The organism is Enterobacter sp. SA197, assembly GCF_054131575.1.
The window spans coordinates 3,541,125-3,566,092 of record NZ_CP096393.1; the positions used below are offsets into that span (position 1 = coordinate 3,541,125).

A 24,968-nucleotide genomic window follows, 5' to 3' on the forward strand; every position below is an offset into this window, starting at 1 on the left:
GCAGGAAAATCCTGCCGTTTCATTTCATTCTAACGAGGGGGAGCTACTTTACTGCTGGCTTTCACGCTCAGCAATGAAACCCAGCGCTTTATTAATACGCTCAACGCTGCGGGTCTTACCGATAGCGTGGACGGTGACATCTAATGCCGGAGACTGGCCTGCCCCTGTTACCGCTACACGCAATGGCATTCCCACTTTCCCCATGCCCACTTCCAGCTCATCCGCCGTAGCCTGAATTGCCTGGTGAACGTTCTCAGCCGTCCACACATCAATCGCAGCCAGTTTATCGCGGACGACTTCAAGCGGCTGACGTGCAACCGGGCGCAGGTGTTTCTTGGCCGCATCGGCATCAAACTCTGCAAACTCTTCATAGAAGTAACGGCAGGTAGCCGCCATCTCTTTTAAGGTCTTGCAACGCTCGCCAAGCAATTTCACAAGATCTGCAAGCTGCGGACCGTTACGGGTATCTATATTTTCCTGCTCAATGTGCCACTGCAGGTGAGTAGCAACATATTCAGGTGCCAGCGTATTAATATAGTGATGGTTCAACCACTGGAGTTTTTCAGTATTAAAGGCACTCGCTGACTTACTTACCGCGTTCAATGAGAAGAGTTTGATCATCTCTTCACGGCTGAAGATCTCCTGATCGCCACTCGACCAGCCCAGACGAACCAGGTAGTTCAGTAAGGCTTCAGGCAGATAGCCATCATCCCGGTATTGCATCACGCTGACCGCACCGTGACGTTTAGATAACTTTTTGCCGTCATCACCGTTAATCATTGATACATGGGCGTAAACCGGCACCGGCGCGTTCAGCGCTTTCAGAATGTTTATCTGGCGCGGCGTGTTGTTGATATGGTCTTCACCACGAATAACATGTGTGATTTCCATATCCCAGTCATCTACGACCACGCAGAAGTTATAGGTTGGAGAACCATCAGTACGACGAATAATTAAATCGTCCAGTTCCTGGTTGCTGAACTCGATAGGACCGCGGATCTGGTCGTCGAATATCACTGAACCGTCCTGTGGGTTCGCGAAACGCACCACGCAAGGCTCATCATCAGCATGATGCTCGTGGCTGTGGCGGCAGCGCCCGTCATAACGTGGTTTCTCATTATTTGCCATTTGCTCTTCACGCAGGGCGTCGAGACGCTCTTTAGAGCAATAACATTTATAGGCTGTGCCAGCTGCCAGCATTTCATCAATAGCCGCGTCGTAGCGATCAAACCGTTTAGTCTGATAGTAAGGGCCTTCATCCCACTCCAGACTCAGCCAGTTCATCCCATCCATTATGGCTTCGATCGCTTCCGGCGTGGAGCGCTCAAGGTCGGTATCTTCAATACGCAGTACGAACTCACCGCCGTGGTTACGCGCAAAAAGCCAGGAATAAAGGGCAGTACGCGCGCCGCCTACATGCAGATAGCCGGTCGGGCTTGGCGCGAAGCGAGTTTTGATTTTCATGAAATGGCCTTACGTTTGATAAAGATGCCGATAGCCGGCAAATCAGGAAAAATGAAGTCGGCGATATTCTATCACCGTGAGGTGAATCCTCAATGTTGTTGCCACAATCCCGGCTATTCATCTGTATTTTGTATACAAATCAGACAACAAAGACCATTTAAAGCTCGCTTTGACTAATTTTACGACGAACGAACAATTTCTTTAGAAAATGCGTTGACTCATTTTCAACTCTCCCTATAATGCGACTCCACACAGCGGGGGTGATTAGCTCAGCTGGGAGAGCACCTCCCTTACAAGGAGGGGGTCGGCGGTTCGATCCCGTCATCACCCACCAACTACTTATGTAGTCTCCGCCGTGTAGCAAGAAATTGAGAAGTGGGTGATTAGCTCAGCTGGGAGAGCACCTCCCTTACAAGGAGGGGGTCGGCGGTTCGATCCCGTCATCACCCACCACTTTCTCGCCAGCTGGATTTCTTGCAGTAAAATGAAGTACCGAAGTGGGTGATTAGCTCAGCTGGGAGAGCACCTCCCTTACAAGGAGGGGGTCGGCGGTTCGATCCCGTCATCACCCACCACTTCGGGTCGTTAGCTCAGTTGGTAGAGCAGTTGACTTTTAATCAATTGGTCGCAGGTTCGAATCCTGCACGACCCACCAATGTAAAAAAGCGCCCTAAAGGCGCTTTTTTGCTATCTGCGATTTATAAGCTTCGAACCTGAAGCAGTTTCTCTTTAGTCTGCGTTTTTCACGCATCTCAGCGCACATCCTAAGCCATAAACTTTGCCATAATTGTTCTATGCAAAATAAAAATACCAATAAAATCAATGTACAAATTAAGTGACCTTTATCCATAATTTATCCTTAATGTCAGGATATGATTCCCGAACCGCGCCAACGGTGCGTGGCTAAAGAAAAAATATAAATACGTCAATACTCCTCTTTTACGGCAAAGGTATTAATAATGACAACAATCCAAACGACGACATCGTCAGTGACCAGCGGCAGTGGCAGCAGTAGTTCATCTTCTGGTGCCAGCGATATTGCCTCCCAAATAAGCCGCATCACTCAGCAAATCTCCACGCTCACGAAACAGCTGAAAAGTATTTCTGAAGGAACGGGTACGACCGAGCAGAAAAAGACGCAGCAACAGCAAATTCAGGCTCAAATCGATTTGCTACAGACTCAACTGGCCCAACTGCAACATAAGCAGGCAGAGGAAGCACAGAAAAAAGCTGATGAGAAGCAGGCCAAAGTAGAAGGTGTCAACACGCCTTCAACTGACCATCAGATCGATATTTATATCTGAGTAAACAGCGGGTCTTCTGCTCTGGCCTGAGTCAAATACCGGGCCTGTTCCCTCGCCACATCCCACACCGCCTGCGCCGCCCCCGATAATGAGCGATTTTTACGCCGCACCAGCATAATTTTACGTTCTATCTCGGGCATCAGCCGCTTCACGCACAGCTGGCTCCCCTGTGGCAGAGGCAAAGCCAGCGCAGGCATAACACTGACGCCTATTCCCGCCTCGACCATAGGAAACAGGGTAGCCGGGTGTCCAATCTCCTGAACAATCCGCGCGTGAATACCAAAGCGCATCAGCGCCGCATCAATAAGCGGGCGGCTTCCCGAAGCATAGTCCTGTACGACCAGCCTCGCCCCTTCAAGTTCTGACCAGCGCACTCCGGGCTTATCAGCCCAGGCGTGATCGCCCCGGCAGAGGAGAAAAAAGGGTTCAGAGAGGATCTCTTCGCACTCAAGATCGCTCACCGGACCCGGGTCGATAACCATGCCAAAATCGACTTCTCCATGCCGAATGCTTTCCAGCACCCACTGCTGCGGCCGATCGTGAAGCATAAAATCAATTTCAGGATAGCACCTGTTACTTTGGGCAATACACTGCGGGATAAGATGGGCGGAGAGCGTCTGGCTGGCTGCCACACGTACGGTGCCCGTCAGTTGCTGCCCAACACGCCCTGCTTCACGCAACGTGCTATTAAGCTCATCCAGAAGACGCTCCAGACGCGCAGCAAGCTGTTGTCCAGCCTCTGTCAGAATGACCTCGCGGGTGGTTCGGTCGAGCAACCGCACACCCGTCTGGGACTCCAGCTCTTTGACTGAGTGGCTTACCGCAGACTGACTCAGGCCGATAATATCGCCCGCCCGGCTGAAACTGCGGGCCTGCGCTACCGTTACGAAAACGCGCAACTGTTTAAGGGTATAATTCATCTAAAAAATTCATAAATTCATTCAATAAATCAATTTTATTTCTCAAACCAATAAAAGCAAACTATTGGCACTGATTTGCAGGAGTCTTTATGAAACTTTTTCGTATTCTTGATCCCTTCACGCTGACGCTTATCGTAACGGTACTGCTGGCGACTTTTTTACCGGCAAGAGGCGGTTTTGTCCCCTTCTTTGAATGGCTGACTATGGCGGCCATTGCGCTACTCTTTTTTATGCATGGCGCAAAGCTATCCCGCGAGGCGATTATTGCTGGCGGCAGCCACTGGCGATTACACCTCTGGGTCATGTGTAGCACCTTCATCCTCTTCCCGGCCCTGGGCGTGCTTTTCGTCTGGTGGTCACCGGTAAATGTCAGCCAGGAACTTTACACCGGCTTTTTATACCTGTGCATCTTGCCTGCGACCGTCCAGTCAGCCATTGCCTTTACCTCGCTCGCAGGCGGTAATGTCGCGGCGGCGGTCTGCTCCGCTTCCGCATCAAGTCTGCTGGGTATCTTCCTCTCACCGCTGCTGGTAGGACTGCTGATGAATTTGCACGGTGCTGAGGGGAGTTTTGAGCAGGTCGGTAAAATTATGCTGCAACTGCTGCTGCCGTTTGTGCTGGGGCACCTTTCCCGCCCGTGGACGGGAGCATGGGTCGCGCGCAATAAAAAATGGATCTCGAAAACGGATCAGACATCCATTCTGCTGGTGGTCTATTCTGCCTTCAGCGAAGCGGTGGTTAATGGTATCTGGCAGAAGGTGGGCGTGGGATCATTACTGTTTATCGTGGTGGTGAGTATTGTCCTGCTGGCTATCGTTATTGCGGTTAATGTCGTGGTCGCCCGTCGCTGCGGCTTTAACAAAGCCGACGAAATTACTATTGTTTTCTGCGGCTCCAAGAAAAGCCTGGCCAACGGTATCCCGATGGCCAATATCCTCTTCCCTACCTCGGTCATCGGCATGATGGTGTTGCCACTGATGATTTTCCATCAGATCCAGCTGATGGTCTGCGCGGTCCTTGCCCGACGCTATAAGCATCAGGCTGAAAAAACCCAGGCGCAGGAAGTGGCTAAAACCTAATGGCGCTTAAGGGGCTGAACCAGATGCGTCAGCCCCTCGGTTTTAATCACCAGCACCAGTTGCAATAGCTCGCCCAGGTGCCCGGCGGGGAAAGAATCCTTACGGGCAAACCACAACAGATACTCCTCCGGCAAATCAATCAGTCTGCGACCCTGATATTTCCCGAAGGGCATCGGCGTGTTGGCGATTTCAATCAGCTGCGCTTTCTCCACTACTCCCCCAGCAGTCGGATCATCTCCGCCTCATCAATGACCGGAATGCCCAGCTCCTGTGCTTTTGCCAGTTTTGAGCCAGCCGCTTCACCGGCAATCACAAGGTCGGTTTTTTTCGACACGCTCCCCGCAACCTTAGCACCCAATTCAACCAGCCGCGCTTTGGCATCATCGCGGGACATCTGACTCAGGCTACCGGTCAGTACTACGGTCTTGCCGGCAAAGGGACTGTCTATCTCTGCGGCGTTAACGACCACCGGTGCGGGCCAGTGGATACCTTCAGCCAGTAGCTGGCGGATGACGTCGCGGTTACTCTCTTCGGCAAAGAAATTGAACACATGGGCGGCGACCACTTTGCCCACGTCAGGTACTTTTTGCAGGTCTTCCTCCGACGCTGCTTCCAGGGCTTCCAGCGTACCGAAAAAGGCCGCCAGACCTGCTGCTGTCGCCTCACCTACCTCACGTATACCTAAGGCATAGAGGAAACGGGCAAAGGTAGTCGCTTTCGCCTTTTCCAGCGCATTAACCACGTTTTCAGCAGATTTTGGCCCCATACGGTCAAGACCGGTGAGTTTGCCTGCGGTTAAGCGGAAAAGATCGGCTGGCGTGTGGACGTACTCTTTCTCCACCAGTTGATCGATTATTTTGTCGCCCATGCCATCGACATCCATTGCACGGCGGGAAACAAAGTGCTTAAGCGACTCTTTGCGCTGTGCGCCGCAGATGAGACCGCCGGTACAGCGCGTGACCGCTTCACCTTCCACACGCTCAACGTCGGAGCCACAAACCGGGCAATGCGCAGGGAACACAATATCCCGTGTTTCATCGGGGCGCTCAGATTCCACCACATTGACCACCTGTGGAATAACATCACCAGCGCGACGGATCACCACTTTGTCACCAATGCGAAGACCGAGACGGGCAATTTCATCCGCATTATGTAGCGTTGCGTTGCTGACCAGCACACCCGCAACCTGTACCGGTTCGAGGCGGGCGACCGGGGTAATCGCGCCTGTGCGGCCAACCTGAAATTCTACATCGCGCACAAAAGTGGTCTGTTCCTGCGCCGGGAATTTAAAAGCGACGGCCCAGCGCGGGGCTCGCGCCACGAATCCAAGCTGCTCCTGCAACTCCAGCGCATTAACTTTGATGACGACACCGTCGATGTCAAACCCGAGGTGAGGACGGTCGGCTTCCACCTGATGATAAAAATCGAGCACCGCCTCAGGAGAGTCGCACAGACGTATGCGCTCACTGACCGGCAACCCCCATTTTTTGAACTGCTGTAAGCGCTCCAGATGACCACGAGGAAGTCCGCCGCCTTCCAGGATCCCCACCCCATAGCAGAAGAAAGTAAGCGGACGCTTAGCGGTGATCCGCGGGTCAAGCTGACGTAATGATCCGGCGGCGGCGTTACGCGGGTTGGCAAATACTTTTCCCCCGGTACGGCGCGCCTCTTCATTGATTTTTTCGAAGCCCGCCTGGGGTAAAAAGACTTCCCCGCGAACTTCCAGACGGGCGGGGATATTAGCGCCGTGCAGCCTGAGCGGAATGGCACGAATCGTCCTTACATTGGAGGTGATGTCCTCCCCGGTAGTCCCGTCTCCCCGGGTTGCAGCGCGTATCAATACCCCATTCTCGTAAAGAATGCTGACCGCCAGACCATCCAGTTTCAACTCACAGCAGTAAGTCAGGGCATCGGTGTTCTTCAGGCGATCCTGGACGCGTTTATTGAAGGCGAGGAAACTCCCCTCATCAAAAACGTTATCCAGCGACAACATAGGGACTTCATGACGAATCTGGCTAAAAGAGGCCAACGGCGCAGCACCCACGCGCTGCGTCGGTGAATCGGGAGTAATGAGTTCAGGATGCTGCGCTTCAAGTTCGCGCAACCGGACCAGCAGCTTGTCATATTCTGCGTCCGGGATCTCGGGCGTATCCATGACATGATAAAGATATTCATGATGGCGAAGCGTTGTTCGCAGTTCGGTGAGTTGTTGTTCGATTGATTCCATGTCGCACCATCAATATAAAAAACCCCCGACGGGCGGGGGTTTTGGCTGATAACAAAAAGGTCTGGGCTACGCGCGTGATTCTATCACTTCGCGGATCCGGTCCTGATACTCGCGCAATTTCTGCGGCGTCATCATACGACGTTGATCGTCAAGGACCACGCCACCCACTTCATCGGCGATATACTGCGCTGACTGAAGCATAAGTTTGAAGTTCTGCAGTTCATCACCGTAGGAAGGAACCTGCATAAAAATTGTCACGCCCGGCGTAGTAAAATCCGTCATCTCCGGATCAAACGTACCTGGATTCACCATGTTTGCCAGGCTGAATAGTGCAGGGCCGCTTCCATCGGGGCTCAGGTGACGATGAAAAATGCTCATATCACCAAATTTAAAACCAGCCTGCTGGATGCTGTTAAGCAGCAGCTCACCCTGAAGCGCGGTGCCATGATGGGCAGAGACGTTCATAATAATTACCGTCTCTTTGCGCACCGGTTTTTCTGCAACCGGGGCTGGCTCAACAACAGGTTCAGGTTCCGGCTGCGCCACTGGCTCCGGGTGCACTGGCGTAGCAACAGGCTGTGGCGGCGGTGCGACGGGTTGCGGTGCCGCAGTTGGCCTCGCTTCCTGACGGACGGGCTGCTCAACATAAGTCGCTTCAGGCGCAGGTTGCGTGGCAGGCTGCACCGGGCGCTCCTCATGATGCTGGGCAGGCGCAGCGGCGCGAGGTTGCGCGGATGCATACGGCGGCTGGTACTGATGCTGCGGCTGCTGACGAGGCGTCTCCGGCTCGCTGCTGGCTTTCGGGGCAGTATTTACCCGATGAACGCGAACTTCACCCACGCTGTCGTCTTCTTCCTCGACATCCTCGTCGTACTCATCATCATCCTCACGTCTCGACTTCATACGTTTCAGCGGACGGTCACGGAACATTGAAGAACGTTCTTTACGGCTGGTCCAAAAACCATGAACCAGTAGAGCGATTATGGCGATCGCGCCAACAATGATTAATATCAGACGCAAATCCTGCATCATTATATTCTCTGTTGTTCTAACACCTTGCCAACACGGCAAACATTTACTTACTAAGAGTATTTGCCGATTACGTCAAGTGCAAGTGTACACATGCCTTTCACGGCATAAAGATGAACGAAATCGTGCTTTTTGCTGTTTTTTCGAACATTTCCGAACGGGTTTTTTCTCCCGCGAGCAGATAATATAGTCTGCTGATTTCCGGCTGTAATACAAAGGAGTATAGCCAGACTATGGTTTCATCTTCATCCGTCCCCTCGCGCAGCGGTTTTTTTTACTTTTGTCATGGCTGGAAGCTTATCACCCTGCCCGGCATCCGCCGTTTTGTTGTTCTGCCGCTGCTGGTTAACATCGTGTTGATGGGCGCGGCATTTATCTGGCTGTTTACCCGTCTCGATAACTGGATCCCCGCGCTTATGAGCCATGTACCCGACTGGTTACAGTGGTTGAGCTATTTGCTATGGCCTGTTGTTGTGCTCTCCATTTTGCTGGTGTTCAGCTACTTTTTCTCCACCATTGCGAACTGGATAGCCGCGCCTTTTAATGGGCTGTTAGCTGAACAGTTAGAAGCACGCTTAACGGGAGCAACGCCGCCTGATGCAGGCATTGGCGCTATCCTTAAAGATGTCCCGCGCATTATGAAGCGTGAGTGGCAAAAACTTGCCTGGTATTTACCTCGCGCCGTTGTGCTTTTGCTGCTCTATTTTATTCCGGGCATCGGCCAGACGGTGGCGCCGGTGGTGTGGTTTCTGTTCAGCGCATGGATGCTGGCGATACAGTATTGTGATTATCCTTTTGATAATCATAAAGTGCCGTTTAAAACGATGCGTGCATCCTTACGCACCCGCAAAGGGACAAATTTACAGTTCGGGGCGATTACCAGCCTGTTCACACTGATCCCGGTACTGAACCTCGTTGTAATGCCCGTAGCGGTCTGTGGCGCAACCGCGATGTGGGTAGACTGTTATCGGGAAAAAAATGCACTCTGGCGCTAAGGGCGTTATTCCCGTTCTTATTCCATACTGATTGCCATTATTTCACCTCAGCATATAGATATGCGATTTCCTTACTTCCGCCCGTGCGGTAAGTGGGTATGCTGGGGTGGTTCCCAAATTTCATACAGTTAAGGACAGGCCATGAGTAAGATTTTTGAAGATAACTCGCTGACTATCGGTCATACGCCGCTGGTTCGACTGAACCGTATCGGTAATGGACGCATCCTGGCAAAGGTCGAATCCCGTAACCCGAGCTTCAGCGTGAAATGCCGTATTGGTGCCAATATGATTTGGGATGCCGAAAAACGTGGCGTGCTGAAACCGGGTATTGAACTGGTTGAACCAACCAGTGGTAATACGGGGATCGCTCTGGCCTATGTCGCCGCAGCGCGTGGTTATAAGCTGACGCTGACGATGCCGGAGACCATGAGTATTGAACGTCGTAAGCTCTTAAAGGCGCTTGGCGCTAACCTCGTGCTTACCGAAGGCGCGAAAGGCATGAAAGGGGCGATCCAGAAGGCGGAAGAGATTGTTGCCAGCGATCCATCAAAATTTTTACTGCTTCAGCAGTTCAGTAATCCGGCCAACCCGGAAATTCATGAAAAAACCACGGGTCCGGAGATTTGGGAAGACACTGATGGTCAGGTGGATGTATTTATCTCTGGTGTAGGCACCGGCGGTACGCTGACGGGCGTCTCCCGCTATATTAAAGGGACTAAAGGTAAAGCCGACCTCATTACCGTTGCGGTTGAACCCACGGACTCTCCGGTCATTGCTCAGGCACTGGCTGGCGAAGAGATCAAACCCGGTCCGCATAAAATTCAGGGCATTGGTGCGGGTTTCATTCCCGGTAACCTTGATTTGAAATTGATTGATAAAGTGGTTGCCATTACCAACGAAGAAGCCATCGACACCGCGCGTCGTCTTATGGAAGAAGAAGGCATTCTGGCAGGTATCTCTTCCGGTGCTGCCGTGGCCGCCGCGCTGAAACTTCAGGAAGACGAAACCTTTACCAATAAGAATATAGTGGTTATCCTTCCTTCCTCGGGTGAGCGCTATTTAAGCACCGCGTTATTTGCCGATCTGTTTACTGAGAAAGAACTGCAACAGTAATGCCAGATTGTAACAAACGCACAAAAAAGCACCCAATGAGGTGCTTTTTTGTGGCGCACATCAAACTTTCACTCCTCCTGCCATTGCTTCGACCACGCGGGTCTGGTATTTAACCATCACATTTATTTTGATGCGCGAAATTAATCGGTTTCTGATTTCACGAAGCTGAATCGATTTTATGATTTGGTTCAACTCTCGCTTTCGCTGCATAATGTTTAATGACGTTTAAGACGTTGTTCGCCAGAAGCGCCAGCATCACACTATGCGTTAATGACGCCTGTGGCTTACGAGTCGTATCTTATACGCCGGCGCTAACGATACAGGCTAAAGTCGAACCGCCAGGCTAGACTTTAGTTCCACAACACTAAACCTATAAGTTGGGGAAATACAATGTTCCAGCAAGAAGTTACCATTACCGCTCCGAACGGTCTGCACACCCGCCCTGCTGCTCAGTTTGTTAAAGAAGCTAAAGGCTTCACTTCTGAGATCACTGTGACTTCCAACGGCAAAAGCGCCAGCGCGAAAAGCCTGTTTAAACTGCAAACTCTGGGTCTGACTCAAGGTACTGTTGTTACCTTGACCGCAGAAGGTGAAGACGAGCAAAAAGCAGTTGAGCATCTGGTCAAACTGATGGCAGAGCTCGAGTAAGTTTACGGGTTCTTTTAAAGATCAGTCACAAGTAAGGTAGGGTTATGATTTCAGGCATTTTAGCATCCCCGGGTATCGCTTTTGGCAAAGCATTGCTGCTGAAAGAAGACGAGATCGTCATTGACCGGAAGAAAATTTCTGCCGATAAGGCTTCCCAGGAAACTGAACGTTTTTTGAGTGGCCGTGCGAAGGCATCTGCGCAGCTCGAAGCGATTAAGACGAAAGCTGGCGAAACGTTCGGTGAAGAAAAAGAAGCCATCTTCGAAGGCCACATTATGTTGCTCGAAGATGAGGAGCTTGAGCAGGAAATCATAGCCCTGATTAACGATAAGCATATGACGGCAGACGCTGCTGCTCACGAAGTTATCGAAGGTCAGGCCACTGCCCTTGAAGAGCTGGACGACGAATACCTTAAAGAACGTGCGGCTGACGTGCGTGACATCGGTAAACGTTTGCTGCGTAACATACTGGGTATGCCGATCATTGACCTGAGTTCTATTCAGGATGAAGTGATTCTGGTTGCCGCTGACCTGACGCCATCTGAAACTGCGCAGCTGAACCTGAATAAGGTCCTCGGTTTCATTACTGATATGGGTGGTCGTACATCACACACCTCTATCATGGCACGTTCACTGGAACTGCCAGCGATTGTGGGCACCGGCAGCGTTACCTCTCAGGTGAAAAACGGCGACTATCTGATTCTCGATGCGGTTAACAACAACGTCTATGTTAATCCGTCAGATGAAGAGATTGAGACCCTGCGCAGCGCGCAGGCTCAGGTTGCTGAAGAAAAAGCTGAACTGGCTAAACTCAAAGATCTTCCGGCTATCACCCTTGACGGCCATCAGGTTGAAGTCTGTGCCAACATCGGTACCGTGCGCGATGTCGCAGGTGCAGAGCGTAATGGCGCAGAAGGTGTTGGCCTGTATCGTACCGAATTCCTGTTCATGGACCGCGACTCTCTTCCGACTGAAGAAGAGCAGTTTGCCGCGTACAAAGCGGTTGCTGAAGCCTGTGGCTCTCAGGCCGTGATTGTCCGTACCATGGACATTGGCGGCGATAAAGAGCTGCCGTACATGAACTTCCCGAAAGAAGAGAACCCATTCCTGGGATGGCGCGCGGTGCGAATCGCCATGGATCGCAAAGAGATCCTGCGTGACCAGGTTCGCGCCATTCTGCGTGCCTCTGCTTTCGGTAAACTGCGCATCATGTTCCCGATGATCATCTCTGTTGAAGAAGTGCGTGCACTGAAAAAAGAGATTGAGATTTACAAGCAGGAACTGCGTGACGAAGGTAAAGCCTTTGATGAGACCATTGAGATTGGCGTTATGGTGGAAACACCTGCAGCGGCAACCATTGCTCGTCATCTGGCCAAAGAAGTTGATTTCTTTAGTATCGGAACCAATGATTTAACCCAGTACACCCTGGCAGTTGACCGCGGTAATGATATGATTTCACATCTTTACCAGCCGATGTCACCGTCTGTCCTCACCCTCATCAAGCAAGTTATTGATGCATCTCATGCCGAAGGCAAGTGGACAGGTATGTGTGGTGAGCTTGCAGGCGACGAACGTGCTACACTTCTGTTGCTGGGGATGGGTCTGGATGAATTCAGTATGAGTGCCATTTCTATCCCGCGCATTAAGAAGATTATTCGCAACACGAACTTCGAAGATGCGAAGGTTTTAGCAGAGCAGGCTCTTGCTCAACCGACAACGGACGAGTTAATGACGCTGGTTAACAAGTTCATTGAAGAAAAAACAATCTGCTAATCCACGAGATGCGGCCCAAATTACTGCTTAGGAGAAGATCATGGGTTTGTTCGATAAATTGAAATCTCTGGTTTCTGACGATAAGAAAGACACTGGAACTATTGAGATTATTGCTCCGCTTTCCGGCGAAATCGTCAACATTGAAGATGTACCGGATGTTGTTTTTGCTGAGAAAATTGTTGGTGATGGCATTGCTATCAAACCAACCGGGAACAAAATGGTAGCTCCGGTTGACGGTACTATCGGTAAAATTTTTGAAACCAACCATGCCTTCTCTATCGAATCCGATAGCGGCATCGAACTCTTTGTTCACTTCGGTATTGATACCGTGGAACTGAAAGGCGAAGGTTTCAAACGCATCGCGGAAGAAGGCCAGCGCGTTAAAGTTGGCGATCCGGTCATTGAATTTGATCTGCCACTGCTGGAAGAGAAAGCCAAGTCTACCCTGACGCCGGTTGTGATTTCCAACATGGATGAAATCAAAGAACTGATCAAACTTACCGGTAGCGTGACCGTGGGTGAAACCCCGGTTATCCGCATCAAGAAGTAATTCTTCGCGGTAAAGAAAATGGCGCCTGATGGCGCCATTTTTGTTTGTCAGGCAGGAAGAATCAACTCGTCATACCCTTTTTCCAGCGTGTAACTCATCACCTCTGTTACACGGTCGCCAGCGCCATATATCGCCCCGGCAAGCGGCTTACCTTTCACAATGTTGCTCACGAGCTCAGAGCAAAAGAGATCGCCCGTTCCTTTTAGATCGGTCGCAATACGCGGGTGGGCGCTAATTTCAACCGAGTCTGCCGTCACCAGTACCACATGAATACTGTTATCATCGGACACCACGGGTGCGCTGGTTATGGCGACCCACCTGAGCGAGTCGGAAAGTAAGCCTTTTGCCGCCGCGACGGCGCTGTCGATATCACGACATGGTTTACCGCTCAGGATCTCAAGCTCGAAGACGTTCGGTGTAATCCCCTGCGCCAGCGGCAGCAAATAGTCGCAATACGCCGCCGGGATGTCCGGTTTTACGTAGATCCCACTGTCCGTATCACCAATGACCGGATCCACCATGATCAGTAAATCCGGGTGCTTTTCTTTTAGCGCCGTAAGCCATTTCGCCAGAATCGCAATCTGGCTGGCGCTGCCCATATAACCGGTGGTCACCGCTTTAAGCTCACGCATAACATCGCGCTCTTCAAGAGCCTGTAAATAGCCGGTAAACCAGTCGTCAGGGATGATACCGCCATAGAAGGTGTCATAATGTGGTGTGTTACTGAACAAGACGGTGGGTACGGCAGTGACGTTTAAACGATGCTGACGAATGTTGGGTACCGCAATACTGTTACCCACGCTGCCATAAACCACCTGCGACTGCACGGCGACGATATCGGTCTGCTGTGCCCGGGTTTTATCCCTGAAAAGAATCATTTCCATAATTAAATTCCCGCTCCCTGAGAGTAACTTTCTTCACCAAATACGCCGGTGGAGAGGTAGCGATCTCCACGATCGCAAATTATCGCGACCACCAAGGCACCTGGGTTTGCCCTGGCTATCTGTATCGCACCTGCCACCGCCCCGCCGGAACTGACGCCGCAGAAAATGCCTTCCCGCACCGCCAGTGCACGCATGGTATTTTCCGCATCATGCTGGTGAATATCCAGCACCTCATCCACGAGGTTCGCATTAAAAATACCGGGCATATATTCCGCAGGCCAGCGCCGAATGCCTGGAATACTACTCCCCTCCTGCGGCTGCAGGCCAACAATCGTGACCTTTTTTTCTTGTTCTCTGAGGAAGCGAGAGACGCCGGTAATGGTACCGGTGGTGCCCATACTGGAGACAAAATGCGATATCCCACCCGCCGTTTGCTGCCAGATCTCAGGTCCGGTGGTGGTGTAGTGGGCGTAAGGGTTGTCAGGATTATTAAACTGATCCAGTAGCTTGCCTTCGCCACGCCCGGCCATCTCCAGCGCCAGGTCACGCGCCCCTTCCATGCCCTGCTCCCTGGAGACCAGAACCAGCTCGGCGCCGTAGGCACGCATAGCCGCGCGGCGCTCCTGGCTCATGTTGTCGGGCATTAACAGCTTCATGCGGTAGCCTTTCAGCGCCGCAATCATCGCCAGCGCAATACCAGTGTTACCACTGGTCGCTTCGATGAGCACATCGCCGGGTTTTATTTCCCCGCGCTTTTCCGCCTCGACAATCATCGATAACGCCGCTCTGTCTTTTACTGAACCCGCCGGATTATTGCCTTCCAGTTTGACCCAGATTTCGCTGCCGTTATCCGGCGTCAGGCGCTGTAATTTCACCAGCGGCGTATTACCGATGGTCTGTTCTAATGTGTTATTCACTGACCCTGTCCAATAAAAAAGCCCGGTCGCGTATTCGCTTACCGGGCCTACGGATAAGTGCATTCTGATGCCCTCACCCCTTCCCTCTCCCACCGGGAGAAGGCGCAAACACTAAACACAGCCAGGGCTGTTTTGCATTTACCGCGTAGGCCGGGTAAGCGCAGCGCCACCCGGCAACCATTTCTGATGGCAATAACCTATCAGGCAGATTGTGCGAGAGCAAGTTCCACGCTCTCTTCTATACGCGTATTACCGTGGTACAAACGGGCATTCTGCAACCCCACAAAAAGACGATCGCCACGCTCTGGTGCATCATCCCCCGTGAGTACCACGCTTAACGGCTCGTCGTGCCAGCCCAGGGGTTGTACCACCAGCTGGGTGTAATGACCTTTAGGCGTCGCTTCCAGCACCTGCACAGGCAGCGGTGAATCGAGGCTGGTACGGCGACTGATATCCACTTCCCACGGGCGTAAAAACAGGTCGACTTCTCCCTGATGGTCCGGGGTATATCCCAGCGGCCAGCGGTGCGCGCCCACGTGGAATTGTCCGCCGCTGATGGTGCCTTTGAGCCGGTTAACTTCACCCATAAATTCCAGTACAAAACGGGTAGCAGGCTCGCGCCAAACCTGATTTGGCGCATCGGCCTGCTCAATATTGCCCTGGCTCATGACCACCACCCTGTCGGCAACTTCCATCGCCTCTTCCTGATCGTGGGTGACGAACACGCTGGTAAACTTTAATTCCTCATGCAGCTGTCGCAGCCAGCGACGAAGCTCTTTACGCACCTGCGCATCCAGGGCGCCGAAGGGTTCATCAAGCAGCAGGATCTGCGGCTCGACCGCCAGCGCACGGGCCAGCGCCACACGCTGCTTCTGCCCTCCGGAGAGCTGAGCGGGGAAACGATCGGCAAGGTGGGCCAGTTGAACCATTTCCAGCAGCTTCGTCACTTTCGCTTTGATCGCGGCGGCGTTCGGACGCTCGCGTTTAGGCAATACGGTTAAGCCGAAAGCGATATTGTCGAACACGGTCATGTGGCGGAACAGCGCGTAATGCTGGAACACAAAACCCACTTTGCGTTCACGGGCATGAATACGGCTCACATCGGTACCGTGAAAGCGAATACGCCCGCTGGTCTGATGCTCAAGGCCCGCAATAATGCGCAGCAGCGTCGTTTTCCCTGACCCGGACGGTCCCAGCAGCGCGACCATTTGCCCGGTAGGAATATCCAGCGAGATATCATTCAGCACCTGGGTGCGACCAAACGACTTCTTAATATTGGCAATCTCAATGCTCATGATTTTCCTCCTGCCGCGCGCGTTTTTCCTGATTCTCTAAACGCCACTGCACTGCACTTTTTAAAAACAACGTCAGAATAGCCATTAATGTCAGCAGGGCCGCCGCCGTAAAGGAGCCGACCGTATTGTAATCCTGCTCCAGCAGTTCAATCTGTAATGGTAAAGAGAGTGTTTCGCCACGGATAGAGCCCGAAACGACCGATACCGCGCCGAACTCACCGATAGCACGCGCATTGGTGAGTACCACGCCGTAGAGCAGCGCCCAACGGATATTGGGTAGCGTCACGCGTTTAAACATCTGCCAGCCGGACGCGCCTAACAGGACCGCAGCTTCATCTTCCTGACTTCCCTGGCTCAGCATGACCGGCACCAGTTCACGAACCACAAACGGGCAGGTGACAAAAATGGTCACCAGTACCATGCCCGGCCAGGCGAACATAATCTGAAGATTGTGCGCATCAAGCCAGGGGCCCAGCGGGCCATTAGAACCGTAAAACAGCAGGTATACCAGCCCGGCCACGACCGGCGAGACGGCAAAGGGAATGTCGAGCAACGTGAGCAGTAGCTGACGGCCCGGAAAATCAAAACGCGTCACCAGCCAGGCCAGTAAGGTGCCAAACACCAGGTTAACCGGCACCGAAATCAGCGCTATCAGCACCGTGAGCCAGATAGCGTGCAGCATGTCAGGATCGGTCAGGTTTTCTAACACCGGGGCCAGTCCCTTACTAAACGCCTGCACAAAGATATAGATCATTGGCACCACCAGAATAAACGCGGAGACCGCAATCCCGGTGCCAATCAGAAACCATTTCCCCCAGTTAATACGGGGCGCATCATAGCGTTTCAATTCAGTTACATCCGCCATTAGTGACCTACCACACGTCGACCAAAACGACTCTGGAGCGTATTGATGGAGAACAGCAGCAGCAGCGATGCCGCGAGGATCACCGAGGCGATGGCGCTCGCCGCCGGGTAATCAAACTCCTGCAGGCGTACAAAAATCATCAGCGAGGTCACTTCTGTTTTCCAGGCAATATTGCCGGCAATAAAAATCACCGCCCCGAACTCCCCCAGACTACGGGTAAAGGAGAGCGCCACTCCCGCCAGCAGGGCAGGCGAAAGTTCAGGTAATACTACTTTACGAAAGCTCTGCCAGCGCGTGGCACCCAGTGTCTCAGCCGCCTCTTCGTACTCCGGACCAAGCTCCTCCAGGACGGGCTGCACGGTACGCACCACAAACGGAATGCTGGTGAATGCCATCGCCACGGCAATACCAAGCCAGGTATAGGTGACTTTAATATCGAGCATCGCCAGCCACTGACCATAGAAGCCATTTACCGAGAACAATGACGCCAGCGTCAGGCCCGCGACTGCCGTAGGCAGGGCAAAGGGCAGATCCATCAACGCATCCAGCAGGGTTCGGCCAGGGAAGCGGTAACGGGTCAAAATCCACGCCATCAGCAGGCCGAACACGCCATTGAACAGGGAGGCGACAAAAGCCGAGAGTAGCGTGACTTTATAGGCCGCGACCACCTGAGGATTGGTGATGACCTCCCAGTACTGTGCCCAGCTCATCTCAGAGAGCTGCATTACCAGCGCGCTCAGTGGTAACAGCAAAATCAGGCAGACGAACAACAGGCTGGTTCCCAGACTCAGGGTGAAGCCTGGCAGCACACGTCTGGAAGAAATCGCAAACATTACTTACGCCCCGCCGCCAGCAGTTTGTCTAACTCACCACCGCTATTGAAGTGCGTTTTCATTACTTCAGGCCAGCTGCCGAACTTGTCTTCCACGCGGAAGAGCTCGGTCTGTGGGAATTTATCTTTCAGTTTGCCCATCACGTCAGGGTTGTTCACGCGGTAGTAATAATCAGTAATGATGGTTTGCGCCTGCGGGCTATAGAGATAATTCAGGTACGCCTTCGCAGCCTTCTCAGTCCCGTTCGCCGCGACGTTTTTATCCACCCACGCCACCGGGAATTCTGCCAGAACGTTGGTCTTTGGAATGACCACTTCGAAGCCCTGCGCTTCATACTGCTTGCGAATGTTGTTCACTTCCGATTCAAAGCTTATCAACACATCACCCAGACCGCGCTCGGCGAAAGTCGTGGTCGCGCCACGGCCGCCGGTATCAAAAACCTCCACGTTTTTCAGGAACTGGGTCATGAACTGTTCGGTTTTGGTTTTATCGCCGCCGTCCGCTTTATCAGCCGCGCCCCATGCCGCCAGATAGGTATAACGGGCGTTACCGGACGTTTTCGGGTTCGGGAAGATCAGTTTCACATCAGAACGAACCAGGTCGCTCCAGTCATGAATGTTTTTTGGGTTGCCCTTACGCACCAGGAAGCCCATGGTGGAGTAGAAAGGCGAGCTGTTATTGGGCAGGCGGCTCTGCCAGTTCGCAGGAATGAGGTTGCCTTTGTCATGCAGGATCTGGACGTCAGTGACCTGATTGTAGGTCACCACATCAGCTTTCAAACCTTGCAAAATAGCCAGTGCCTGCTTGGAAGAACCAGCATGGGATTGTTTAATCGTCAACGCGTCACCACTGTTATCTTTTGCCCACTGCTGTTCGAACGGTGGATTCAGGGCGGCGAACAGCTCACGGGAAACATCATAAGAACTGTTTAACAACTCCGTTGCCTGCACCTGTGTAACCACCAGCGCCATTGCTGCCAGCGTCAGGTATCCTTTTTTCACTACATTAACGGCCATTGCGCACCCTTATTCGATGATGACGATTTGGCCTTCAGTTTATTTATATCGAGTGTGAAACCAGTAACGGTTTTATATACCGTTTGGTGCTTTGGAAGTTGAAAAGGGAATAAGCATTATGGGGTAGATGAGCGGGTGCCAGGCTGCCCACGCTTCACGCAGGCACCCCCTAACGAAACGTCTTTACAAGGCCAGCAGGCGTTCTACTGACGGCGCAAAATAGTAGCCGCCGGTGACAGGCCTGGTAAAGCGCAACATCGCGTCATGCTTACCATCAGCGTCGCCGAACATGCTCAGCAACTGCTGTTCAATGTTATACAGACGCGCGCAATAGGCACAAAAATAGAGACCATGTACACCGCTTGCAGTGCCATAGGGCAGGCTCTGGCGGACAATCTTCAGCCCCTTGCCCGCTTCTTTCAGATCAACACGGCTCAGGTGTGACGTAACCGGACGGGCATCGCCATCAATCTCTTCATTCGCGATTTTGGTGCGACCCATCATCATCTCCTGGTCACCCACGCTCATGCGGTTAAGCTGTTTGAGGTTGTGCTCCCAACGCTGCACCAGCACATAGCTGCCGCCAGCATCTACCCCCTCTTTGATGACGGCAACATCACGGCGTTTTTCATCACCTGTTGGGTTTTCGGTGCCGTCCACGAAACCGCTTAAATCTCTCTCCTCCACCCAACGAAAACCGTGGGTCTCTTCTTTTACTTCCAGTACCTCACCGAAGGCATTCAGGGCTGCCTGCGCGATGGAGAAGTTGATGTCATGACGTAGGGAGAGAATATGAATAAGTACGTCATGTTGCGTGGCAGGAGCCAGCCCTTTGCCGAGTGGGGCGAAATCTTTAAGTTCTTCCGCCCCTTCGTCTGCACTCAGTTTGCGCCAGAGGGTATTGCCAAACGCAATAACCGCACCGGCAGCAGCGTCCGGGTAAGCAGCTTCAAGGGTAGCCAGTTTATCAATAAATATTTTACAGCCTTCACGCAGTGCATCCATGCTGCCCACGACACTGGCTTCAATCCAGATTGCCGCACGGCAATGTTCCGGCAATATGCCGCTTTGAACCTGAGACATCGCTCCTCCTGAAAAAAAGATGCCACGCAACCGTGGCATTGTTGGGGTTATTGTACCCGTTTTTCTTCCAGGAGCGGAACCGCAGACTGCACTAGCGGTGCCAGATAATCTTGTGCAATTTCCAGGATTTAAGCGCATCGTCAGGCGGCATAAGCCCATCCGGACCGCTCCATTCTCCAGTAAAGATAAAGCTAATATGCTGACTTTCAGGCGCTTTGCACGCCACGCCCTTGGCGTCATCGCCCGTCGCGGCCGTACACTGGCCAAAGGCCTTATCGTAAAGCGCACTAAACGGTGTACCGATTTTGACACCTTTTTCCGTTTCAATGCTGCTGTCGAGCACATCTACCTGGCTTACCGTGCCATTTTCTCCGTTGACGACCAGCGCAACATTGTCATCTTTAAGCGCCTCGAAATAGCGAATGATATTGCCTTTATCGCTCTTCATACCGCTTCGCAGGTGATAATCACCACCGAGAGCCTCGTTAATGGCTTTTTCATCAAGCGCGGTGCTGGCTGTAATGCCGCCGACTCCCTGCTCACTCACTTCGGTTGATGAACCAAACCAGGTCCACGGATTGGCCGCCGACCAGTTGATAGAAGAGAGGGTAGAACAGCCTGATACCACCAGCGCCAGGGCGCACACGCTTAAACGAAGGGACTTCATCGTAACTTCCTTTCAAGTTTTCTCATCGGCAATTGGAGTACCGGAAATGCAAAAAGTGCCCGTTATTACTCATCCTTACGGAAACAGGCATGAAAACGGGTATTAGTGAGTAACCAGCTAAGGGCAACCAGATCCACCACCACCAGAGCGAGGCCAACGCCACTCAGCGCTTCACCACGCAGCCAGAATAAAGGTTGCCAGAGGAGTAAGGCGACTTGTGCGAGGATCAGCAGTGGACGCAACGCATGCCAGAAACGAGGAAAACTCTGCCGTCGGCCACAAACGAGAAAGGTGAGCACCGCAGGAACGCCGGGGAGCAACCCCCACCAGAACGCATCGTGATCGGGATAAAACAGCGTGAGCAGTGCATCCCCCTGCCCACGAGAGGCACCCGCCATCACAAACAGCACCCAGGTTCTCGCCTGAAGAAGCAAAACACACCAGAACAAAAACGGCAGTCGCAGACAACCGTGCGCATCGTAGTCAGCAGGGGAAAACTCAATACTCTTCATCTTCGATCAAGCGCTTACCTAAACTCAGTGAATCCGTATGCTCATAGCCGAGCCGTTCATACATGCCGAGAACCACATCATTATCTTCACGCACCATGATGTTAATTTTCGGGCAACCTCGGGCAATGAGTTTTTTCTCAAGGCGGCTTAACAGGGCATTGGCAATGCCCCGTCCACGAAATTCTGGATGCACGCCAAGATAGTAGGCCGAGCCGCGATGACCATCGTAGCCGCCCATTACCGTACCCACGACTTCGCCGTTCACCTCAGCGACCAGAAAAAGCGTGACGTCGTGGTTAATTTTGCGTTCGATGTCCATTTCCGGATCGTTCCAGGGACGCAGCAGTTCGCAGCGCTCCCACAGGGTCACGACCTCTTCAAAGTCCTGCTGGCGAAAAACGCGTATCTCCATGGTTTGCTTGCCCCTTTTAAACGATAGTGCTGATGATTATGGCGCGTACGCACGCCGCCGCCAATATCCGGCGAAAATGAGACGGGGAAATGGCATACTGTCACTCTGTCATGCATTGAAATGAAAAGTAAAACTTTTCTCACGACGGAATGTCGTAACGGCCAGGACGATACGATATAACACCAGGGACTATGGATAATAAGACTGACCGTATGAGCACTTCAAAACCGTTAAAAATATTCACCTCGCGCCGTCAGATCCTCAAAGCCGGTCTTGCCGCTTTGACGCTGACAGGCATGTCGCGAGCCATCGCAAAAGAAGAAAGCACGTTAAAAACCAGCAACGGCCATACCCCGGTGAGGACGAAAAAGGCGGGCGGAAAACGCATCGTTATGCTCGATCCCGGTCACGGCGGTATTGATACGGGTGCCATTGGCGGTAACGGTTCGAAAGAGAAACATGTCGTGCTCGCCATTGCTAAAAATGTTCGAACCATTCTCAGAAATCATGGGATTGATGCGCGACTTACCCGCAGCGGAGATACCTTTATCCCCCTGTATGATCGTGTGGAAATTGCCCACCAGCACGGTGCTGACCTGTTTATGTCGATACATGCCGATGGTTTTACCAACCCCAGTGCAGCCGGCGCATCGGTCTTTGCGTTATCAAACCGTGGGGCCAGTAGTGCAATGGCGAAATACCTCTCCGATCGTGAAAACGCCGCCGACGATGTGGCAGGTAAAAAAGCCAAGGATAAAGACCACCTTCTCCAGCAGGTGCTGTTTGATCTCGTCCAGACGGATACCATCAAAAACAGCCTGACGCTGGGTTCACATATTCTGCGACAGATCAAACCTGTCCATCGCCTGCACAGCCGTAACACCGAGCAGGCTGCGTTTGTGGTGCTAAAATCTCCTTCAATTCCTTCCGTACTGGTAGAGACCTCCTTTATTACCAATCCGCAGGAAGAGAAGCTGCTTGGCACAACGGCCTTCCGGCAGAAAATTGCCAGTGCCATTGCCTCCGGTGTGATCAGTTATTTTAACTGGTTTGATAATCATAAAGCCCACTCGACGAAACGCTGATGACTCTACCCGATACCCGTGATGTTAAGGCCTTCCTGCTCAACCTGCAGGATGCGATTTGCCAGCAGCTCTCTGCGCTTGATGGCACTGCTTTTAGCGAGGACAACTGGCAACGTGACGCTGGCGGCGGCGGACGTAGTCGGGTGCTGCGTGACGGAGGCATCTTTGAGCAAGCGGGGGTCAATTTTTCCCACGTCACCGGGACGGCAATGCCTGCCTCCGCGACTGCGCATCGGCCTGAGCTCGCCGGACGCAGTTTTGAGGCGATGGGGGTGTCGCTGGTAGTGCATCCGCGCAATCCTTACGTTCCGACCAGCCACGCTAACGTGCGTTTTTTCATCGCCGAAAAGCCGGACGCTGACCCGGTCTGGTGGTTTGGCGGCGGGTTTGATATGACCCCTTTCTACGGTTTTGAGGAGGATGCCGTTCACTGGCACCAGACTGCTCACGACCTGTGTCAGCCATTTGGTGAAGATGTCTACCCGCGCTATAAAAAATGGTGTGACGACTACTTTCATCTCAAACATCGCAACGAGCAGCGCGGCATTGGCGGCCTGTTTTTTGACGATCTTAATACGCCGGATTTCGACACCTGCTTTGCCTTTATGCAAGCGGTAGGCAGAGGTTATACCGAGGCGTATCTGCCGATCGTTGAACGGCGCAGCGCCCTCGCTTACGGTGAGCGTGAGCGGGCCTTCCAGCTCTATCGCCGTGGTCGTTATGTGGAGTTCAATCTGGTGTGGGATCGCGGCACGCTCTTTGGCCTGCAAACCGGTGGACGCACGGAATCAATTTTAATGTCGATGCCCCCGCTGGTTCGCTGGGAATATAACTACCAGCCTGAAGAAGGCAGCGCGGAGGCGGCATTACGCGAGTTTATTCAGGTGAGAGAGTGGATTTAAGCTGATAAATCGGCAACGCATGCTGCCTGTCATCTTCTCCACCGCTTGCCTGATCGGTGTCTCCTGATGCTTTCGGGCAATCACTCCCCCTTCTGAAACGGGACATAACAATATGGATGACCGTATTCCCTGTAAGAATCCACAGTGCGCAAACCGCATCCTGCCCGCAACGGCAGACCGAACGGAGGGGTTTTGCATGCCCTGCGTCAATGCGCGCAAGCGACAGGAGCATGACGACTTTATCAGGAAAAACAGAAAAACCGTAGACGTCTTCGCCGGGACAGAGGATCCGGTTGAATGGTTAAAACGGGTTCATACGCCCAGAGAACCCGATCCATTGATACTCTGGACCCCCTGCCCGGTTCCTACCGATGTGCTTTACAGGCGTCTTAGTGCCAGCGAGCGTCGCCGTATGGCGGAATATGCTGAGACATTGTTTGCCGCCGGATCGCATGAGATCGCGCAAGAGATTTGTACTTGTCTGGCCGCATTCACTGACGTCAGGCTGGATGTCTGCTTACGCGCATGGCTGCATCAGGGCGAGCCTGATTTTTATTCGGCCCTGCCTTTTCACCGCGCGCCGCCAGATGTGCGTGATACCCTTTTACAGCGGGTGGAACATGATGAGAAAAACCGTAACGGGTTGCTTATCATCCTGGCCTGGATTGGTGACGATGTTGTCGTCGAACAGTTTACACGCTGGCGTCAGACGCCACCGGCATGGTGCCGTTCACTTCATGTCCCCCCTCATCACTATGCGCATCAGGCGGGCTGGGAGCTGACCGTGGAAGGCCGTCGACGGGACCTTTATTTTCAGCACTGTTTCCATCTGGTCAAACACGCGCCTGCTCAACCCGCGGTGTTCCGGGCCGTCACGGGTTCCGGCGTGGACTGCCCACATTGTGCTACGCCGCTGACTACCCTTTTTGACGTTACCCCTGAGCTTATTGGTATCAGCGCCGGGTGCTGGTCTGGTCATATTCGCATTCTGACCTGCGAGTGCTGTACGGCATATGAAACCGTCTTTGCCAGGGCTGATGCTGGCGAAGCTCCGCAATGGCTTACGCAAAACAGATGCTCTACGCTTGCGGTTGAGCACGCCACCGACTGGGTAAAACTGCCATCGGAAGGGTTGCACCTCGGTGAAGCCCGTTTGCCTCTGTTCGCCGCGGATCAATTTTTACCGACAACGTTCTCGCAACTCGGCGGGCATCCTACCTGGATACAGGATGCGGAATATCCTCCATGCCCTGAATGCGCGCAGACAATGATGTTTCTTGCTCAGATAAGTTATGAGGATCTTGATGATTGCGCGGAAGGGATGCTTTACGGGTTTATCTGTCCGGAGTGCCGCACAACGGCAACCTCGTATCAGCAAACATAAAACCTGATGCTC

25 protein-coding genes and 4 tRNA genes are annotated in these 24,968 nt (G+C 52.7%); 14 read left to right on the forward strand and 15 right to left on the reverse strand.

Translation table 11 applies throughout. The annotated features are described in order from the left end of the window. Window positions 1-48: 48 nt before the first annotated feature. Window positions 49-1,464 carry a glutamate--tRNA ligase gene (gene gltX, locus M1D91_RS16635; protein WP_437430605.1) on the reverse strand — a complete coding sequence of 472 codons (1,416 nt, stop codon included), beginning with the start codon at window positions 1,462-1,464 and terminating at the stop codon, window positions 49-51. A 258-nt stretch (window positions 1,465-1,722) separates the two neighbouring features. On the opposite strand from gltX, the gene M1D91_RS16640 reads away from it, so the two are divergent. The 5 genes from M1D91_RS16640 to M1D91_RS16660 all read left to right on the forward strand — a co-directional run bounded on the left by M1D91_RS16640 (window position 1,723) and on the right by M1D91_RS16660 (window position 2,768). Beyond that, window positions 1,723-1,798, forward strand: a tRNA-Val gene (locus tag M1D91_RS16640). Window positions 1,799-1,841: 43 nt separating this feature from the next. After that, window positions 1,842-1,917 (forward strand) — tRNA-Val (locus tag M1D91_RS16645). A 46-nt stretch (window positions 1,918-1,963) separates the two neighbouring features. Beyond that, a tRNA-Val gene (locus M1D91_RS16650) sits at window positions 1,964-2,039 on the forward strand. Window positions 2,040-2,043: 4 nt separating this feature from the next. Further along, window positions 2,044-2,119 (forward strand) — tRNA-Lys (locus M1D91_RS16655). A 304-nt stretch (window positions 2,120-2,423) separates the two neighbouring features. Beyond that, window positions 2,424-2,768: a FlxA-like family protein gene (locus tag M1D91_RS16660; protein ID WP_437430604.1), complete on the forward strand. Its 345-nt coding sequence runs from the start codon at window positions 2,424-2,426 to the stop codon at window positions 2,766-2,768. Here the strand turns inward: M1D91_RS16660 and M1D91_RS16665 are convergent. After that, window positions 2,759-3,688, reverse strand: a complete 930-nt coding sequence (locus M1D91_RS16665; protein ID WP_437430603.1) for a LysR family transcriptional regulator — start codon at window positions 3,686-3,688, stop codon at window positions 2,759-2,761. The two genes, M1D91_RS16660 and M1D91_RS16665, sit on opposite strands and share 10 nt — an antisense overlap. An 89-nt stretch (window positions 3,689-3,777) precedes the next feature. Between M1D91_RS16665 and M1D91_RS16670 the strand changes: the two genes are divergently transcribed. Beyond that, window positions 3,778-4,767: a bile acid:sodium symporter family protein gene (locus M1D91_RS16670; RefSeq protein WP_437430602.1), complete on the forward strand. Its 990-nt coding sequence runs from the start codon at window positions 3,778-3,780 to the stop codon at window positions 4,765-4,767. Here the strand turns inward: M1D91_RS16670 and M1D91_RS16675 are convergent. The 3 genes from M1D91_RS16675 to zipA all read right to left on the reverse strand — a co-directional run bounded on the left by M1D91_RS16675 (window position 4,764) and on the right by zipA (window position 8,026). Further along, complete coding sequence (locus tag M1D91_RS16675; protein WP_437430601.1) at window positions 4,764-4,979, reverse strand: DUF3820 family protein; 216 nt, start codon at window positions 4,977-4,979, stop codon at window positions 4,764-4,766. The two genes, M1D91_RS16670 and M1D91_RS16675, sit on opposite strands and share 4 nt — an antisense overlap. Continuing rightward, entirely contained in the window at window positions 4,979-6,994 is a 2,016-nt protein-coding gene (ligA, locus tag M1D91_RS16680; protein ID WP_437430600.1) for an NAD-dependent DNA ligase LigA, read from the reverse strand. Before ligA ends, M1D91_RS16675 begins: the two co-directional genes overlap by 1 nt. Window positions 6,995-7,060: 66 nt before the next feature. After that, window positions 7,061-8,026, reverse strand: coding sequence for a cell division protein ZipA (zipA, locus tag M1D91_RS16685; protein ID WP_437430599.1), 966 nt, complete (start codon window positions 8,024-8,026; stop codon window positions 7,061-7,063). Window positions 8,027-8,256: 230 nt separating this feature from the next. Here zipA and cysZ point away from each other — a divergent pair, with 230 nt between their 5' ends. The 5 genes from cysZ (at window position 8,257) to crr (ending at window position 13,101) form a co-directional block, all read left to right on the forward strand. Further along, a complete protein-coding gene (gene cysZ, locus M1D91_RS16690; protein WP_437430598.1) occupies window positions 8,257-9,018 on the forward strand; it encodes a sulfate transporter CysZ in 762 nt (253 codons plus the stop codon). Between the two features lie 141 nt (window positions 9,019-9,159). Further along, entirely contained in the window at window positions 9,160-10,131 is a 972-nt protein-coding gene (gene cysK, locus M1D91_RS16695; protein ID WP_437430597.1) for a cysteine synthase A, read from the forward strand. Window positions 10,132-10,521: 390 nt separating this feature from the next. After that, window positions 10,522-10,779 (forward strand): phosphocarrier protein Hpr, encoded by a 258-nt coding sequence (ptsH, locus tag M1D91_RS16700; protein ID WP_039079738.1) that lies wholly within the window; start codon window positions 10,522-10,524, stop codon window positions 10,777-10,779. Window positions 10,780-10,823: 44 nt separating this feature from the next. Continuing rightward, complete coding sequence (gene ptsI / locus M1D91_RS16705; RefSeq protein ID WP_437430596.1) at window positions 10,824-12,551, forward strand: phosphoenolpyruvate-protein phosphotransferase PtsI; 1,728 nt, start codon at window positions 10,824-10,826, stop codon at window positions 12,549-12,551. A gap of 40 nt (window positions 12,552-12,591) precedes the next feature. Further along, window positions 12,592-13,101, forward strand: a complete 510-nt coding sequence (gene crr / locus M1D91_RS16710) for a PTS glucose transporter subunit IIA (RefSeq protein WP_437430595.1) — start codon at window positions 12,592-12,594, stop codon at window positions 13,099-13,101. 47 nt (window positions 13,102-13,148) lie between these two features. Here crr and pdxK read toward each other — a convergent pair whose 3' ends face one another. From pdxK to M1D91_RS16760, 10 genes are all read right to left on the reverse strand, one after another. After that, entirely contained in the window at window positions 13,149-13,985 is an 837-nt protein-coding gene (gene pdxK / locus M1D91_RS16715) for a pyridoxine/pyridoxal/pyridoxamine kinase (RefSeq protein WP_437430594.1), read from the reverse strand. A gap of 2 nt (window positions 13,986-13,987) precedes the next feature. Beyond that, window positions 13,988-14,902 (reverse strand): cysteine synthase CysM, encoded by a 915-nt coding sequence (cysM, locus tag M1D91_RS16720; RefSeq protein WP_437430593.1) that lies wholly within the window; start codon window positions 14,900-14,902, stop codon window positions 13,988-13,990. A gap of 200 nt (window positions 14,903-15,102) precedes the next feature. Next, the gene (gene cysA / locus M1D91_RS16725) at window positions 15,103-16,197 is read right to left on the reverse strand and encodes a sulfate/thiosulfate ABC transporter ATP-binding protein CysA (protein WP_437430592.1); all 1,095 of its coding nucleotides are present in this window, start codon (window positions 16,195-16,197) and stop codon (window positions 15,103-15,105) included. Then, window positions 16,187-17,062, reverse strand: a complete 876-nt coding sequence (cysW, locus tag M1D91_RS16730; protein ID WP_437430591.1) for a sulfate/thiosulfate ABC transporter permease CysW — start codon at window positions 17,060-17,062, stop codon at window positions 16,187-16,189. Before cysW ends, cysA begins: the two co-directional genes overlap by 11 nt. Then, on the reverse strand, window positions 17,062-17,895 hold the full coding sequence (gene cysT / locus M1D91_RS16735) for a sulfate/thiosulfate ABC transporter permease CysT (protein ID WP_437430590.1): 834 nt from the start codon (window positions 17,893-17,895) through the stop codon (window positions 17,062-17,064). Before cysT ends, cysW begins: the two co-directional genes overlap by 1 nt. Next, window positions 17,895-18,911 (reverse strand): sulfate ABC transporter substrate-binding protein, encoded by a 1,017-nt coding sequence (locus tag M1D91_RS16740; RefSeq protein ID WP_437430589.1) that lies wholly within the window; start codon window positions 18,909-18,911, stop codon window positions 17,895-17,897. The genes cysT and M1D91_RS16740 overlap by 1 nt, the downstream gene beginning before the upstream one ends. Before the next feature lie 183 nt (window positions 18,912-19,094). After that, a complete protein-coding gene (locus M1D91_RS16745) occupies window positions 19,095-19,994 on the reverse strand; it encodes a Dyp-type peroxidase (protein ID WP_437430588.1) in 900 nt (299 codons plus the stop codon). 91 nt (window positions 19,995-20,085) lie between these two features. Then, window positions 20,086-20,661, reverse strand: coding sequence for an RpoE-regulated lipoprotein (locus M1D91_RS16750; RefSeq protein ID WP_437430587.1), 576 nt, complete (start codon window positions 20,659-20,661; stop codon window positions 20,086-20,088). Window positions 20,662-20,726: 65 nt separating this feature from the next. Continuing rightward, entirely contained in the window at window positions 20,727-21,173 is a 447-nt protein-coding gene (locus M1D91_RS16755; protein ID WP_437430586.1) for a DUF2919 domain-containing protein, read from the reverse strand. After that, window positions 21,160-21,585 carry a GNAT family acetyltransferase gene (locus M1D91_RS16760; RefSeq protein ID WP_437430585.1) on the reverse strand — a complete coding sequence of 142 codons (426 nt, stop codon included), beginning with the start codon at window positions 21,583-21,585 and terminating at the stop codon, window positions 21,160-21,162. Before M1D91_RS16760 ends, M1D91_RS16755 begins: the two co-directional genes overlap by 14 nt. 212 nt (window positions 21,586-21,797) lie before the next feature. On the opposite strand from M1D91_RS16760, the gene amiA reads away from it, so the two are divergent. From amiA to M1D91_RS16775, 3 genes are all read left to right on the forward strand, one after another. Next, window positions 21,798-22,670, forward strand: coding sequence for an N-acetylmuramoyl-L-alanine amidase AmiA (gene amiA / locus M1D91_RS16765; RefSeq protein WP_437430584.1), 873 nt, complete (start codon window positions 21,798-21,800; stop codon window positions 22,668-22,670). Next, window positions 22,670-23,572, forward strand: coding sequence for an oxygen-dependent coproporphyrinogen oxidase (gene hemF / locus M1D91_RS16770; RefSeq protein ID WP_437430583.1), 903 nt, complete (start codon window positions 22,670-22,672; stop codon window positions 23,570-23,572). Before amiA ends, hemF begins: the two co-directional genes overlap by 1 nt. A gap of 112 nt (window positions 23,573-23,684) precedes the next feature. Then, complete coding sequence (locus M1D91_RS16775) at window positions 23,685-24,956, forward strand: YwqG family protein (RefSeq protein ID WP_437430582.1); 1,272 nt, start codon at window positions 23,685-23,687, stop codon at window positions 24,954-24,956. Window positions 24,957-24,968: the final 12 nt, after the last annotated feature.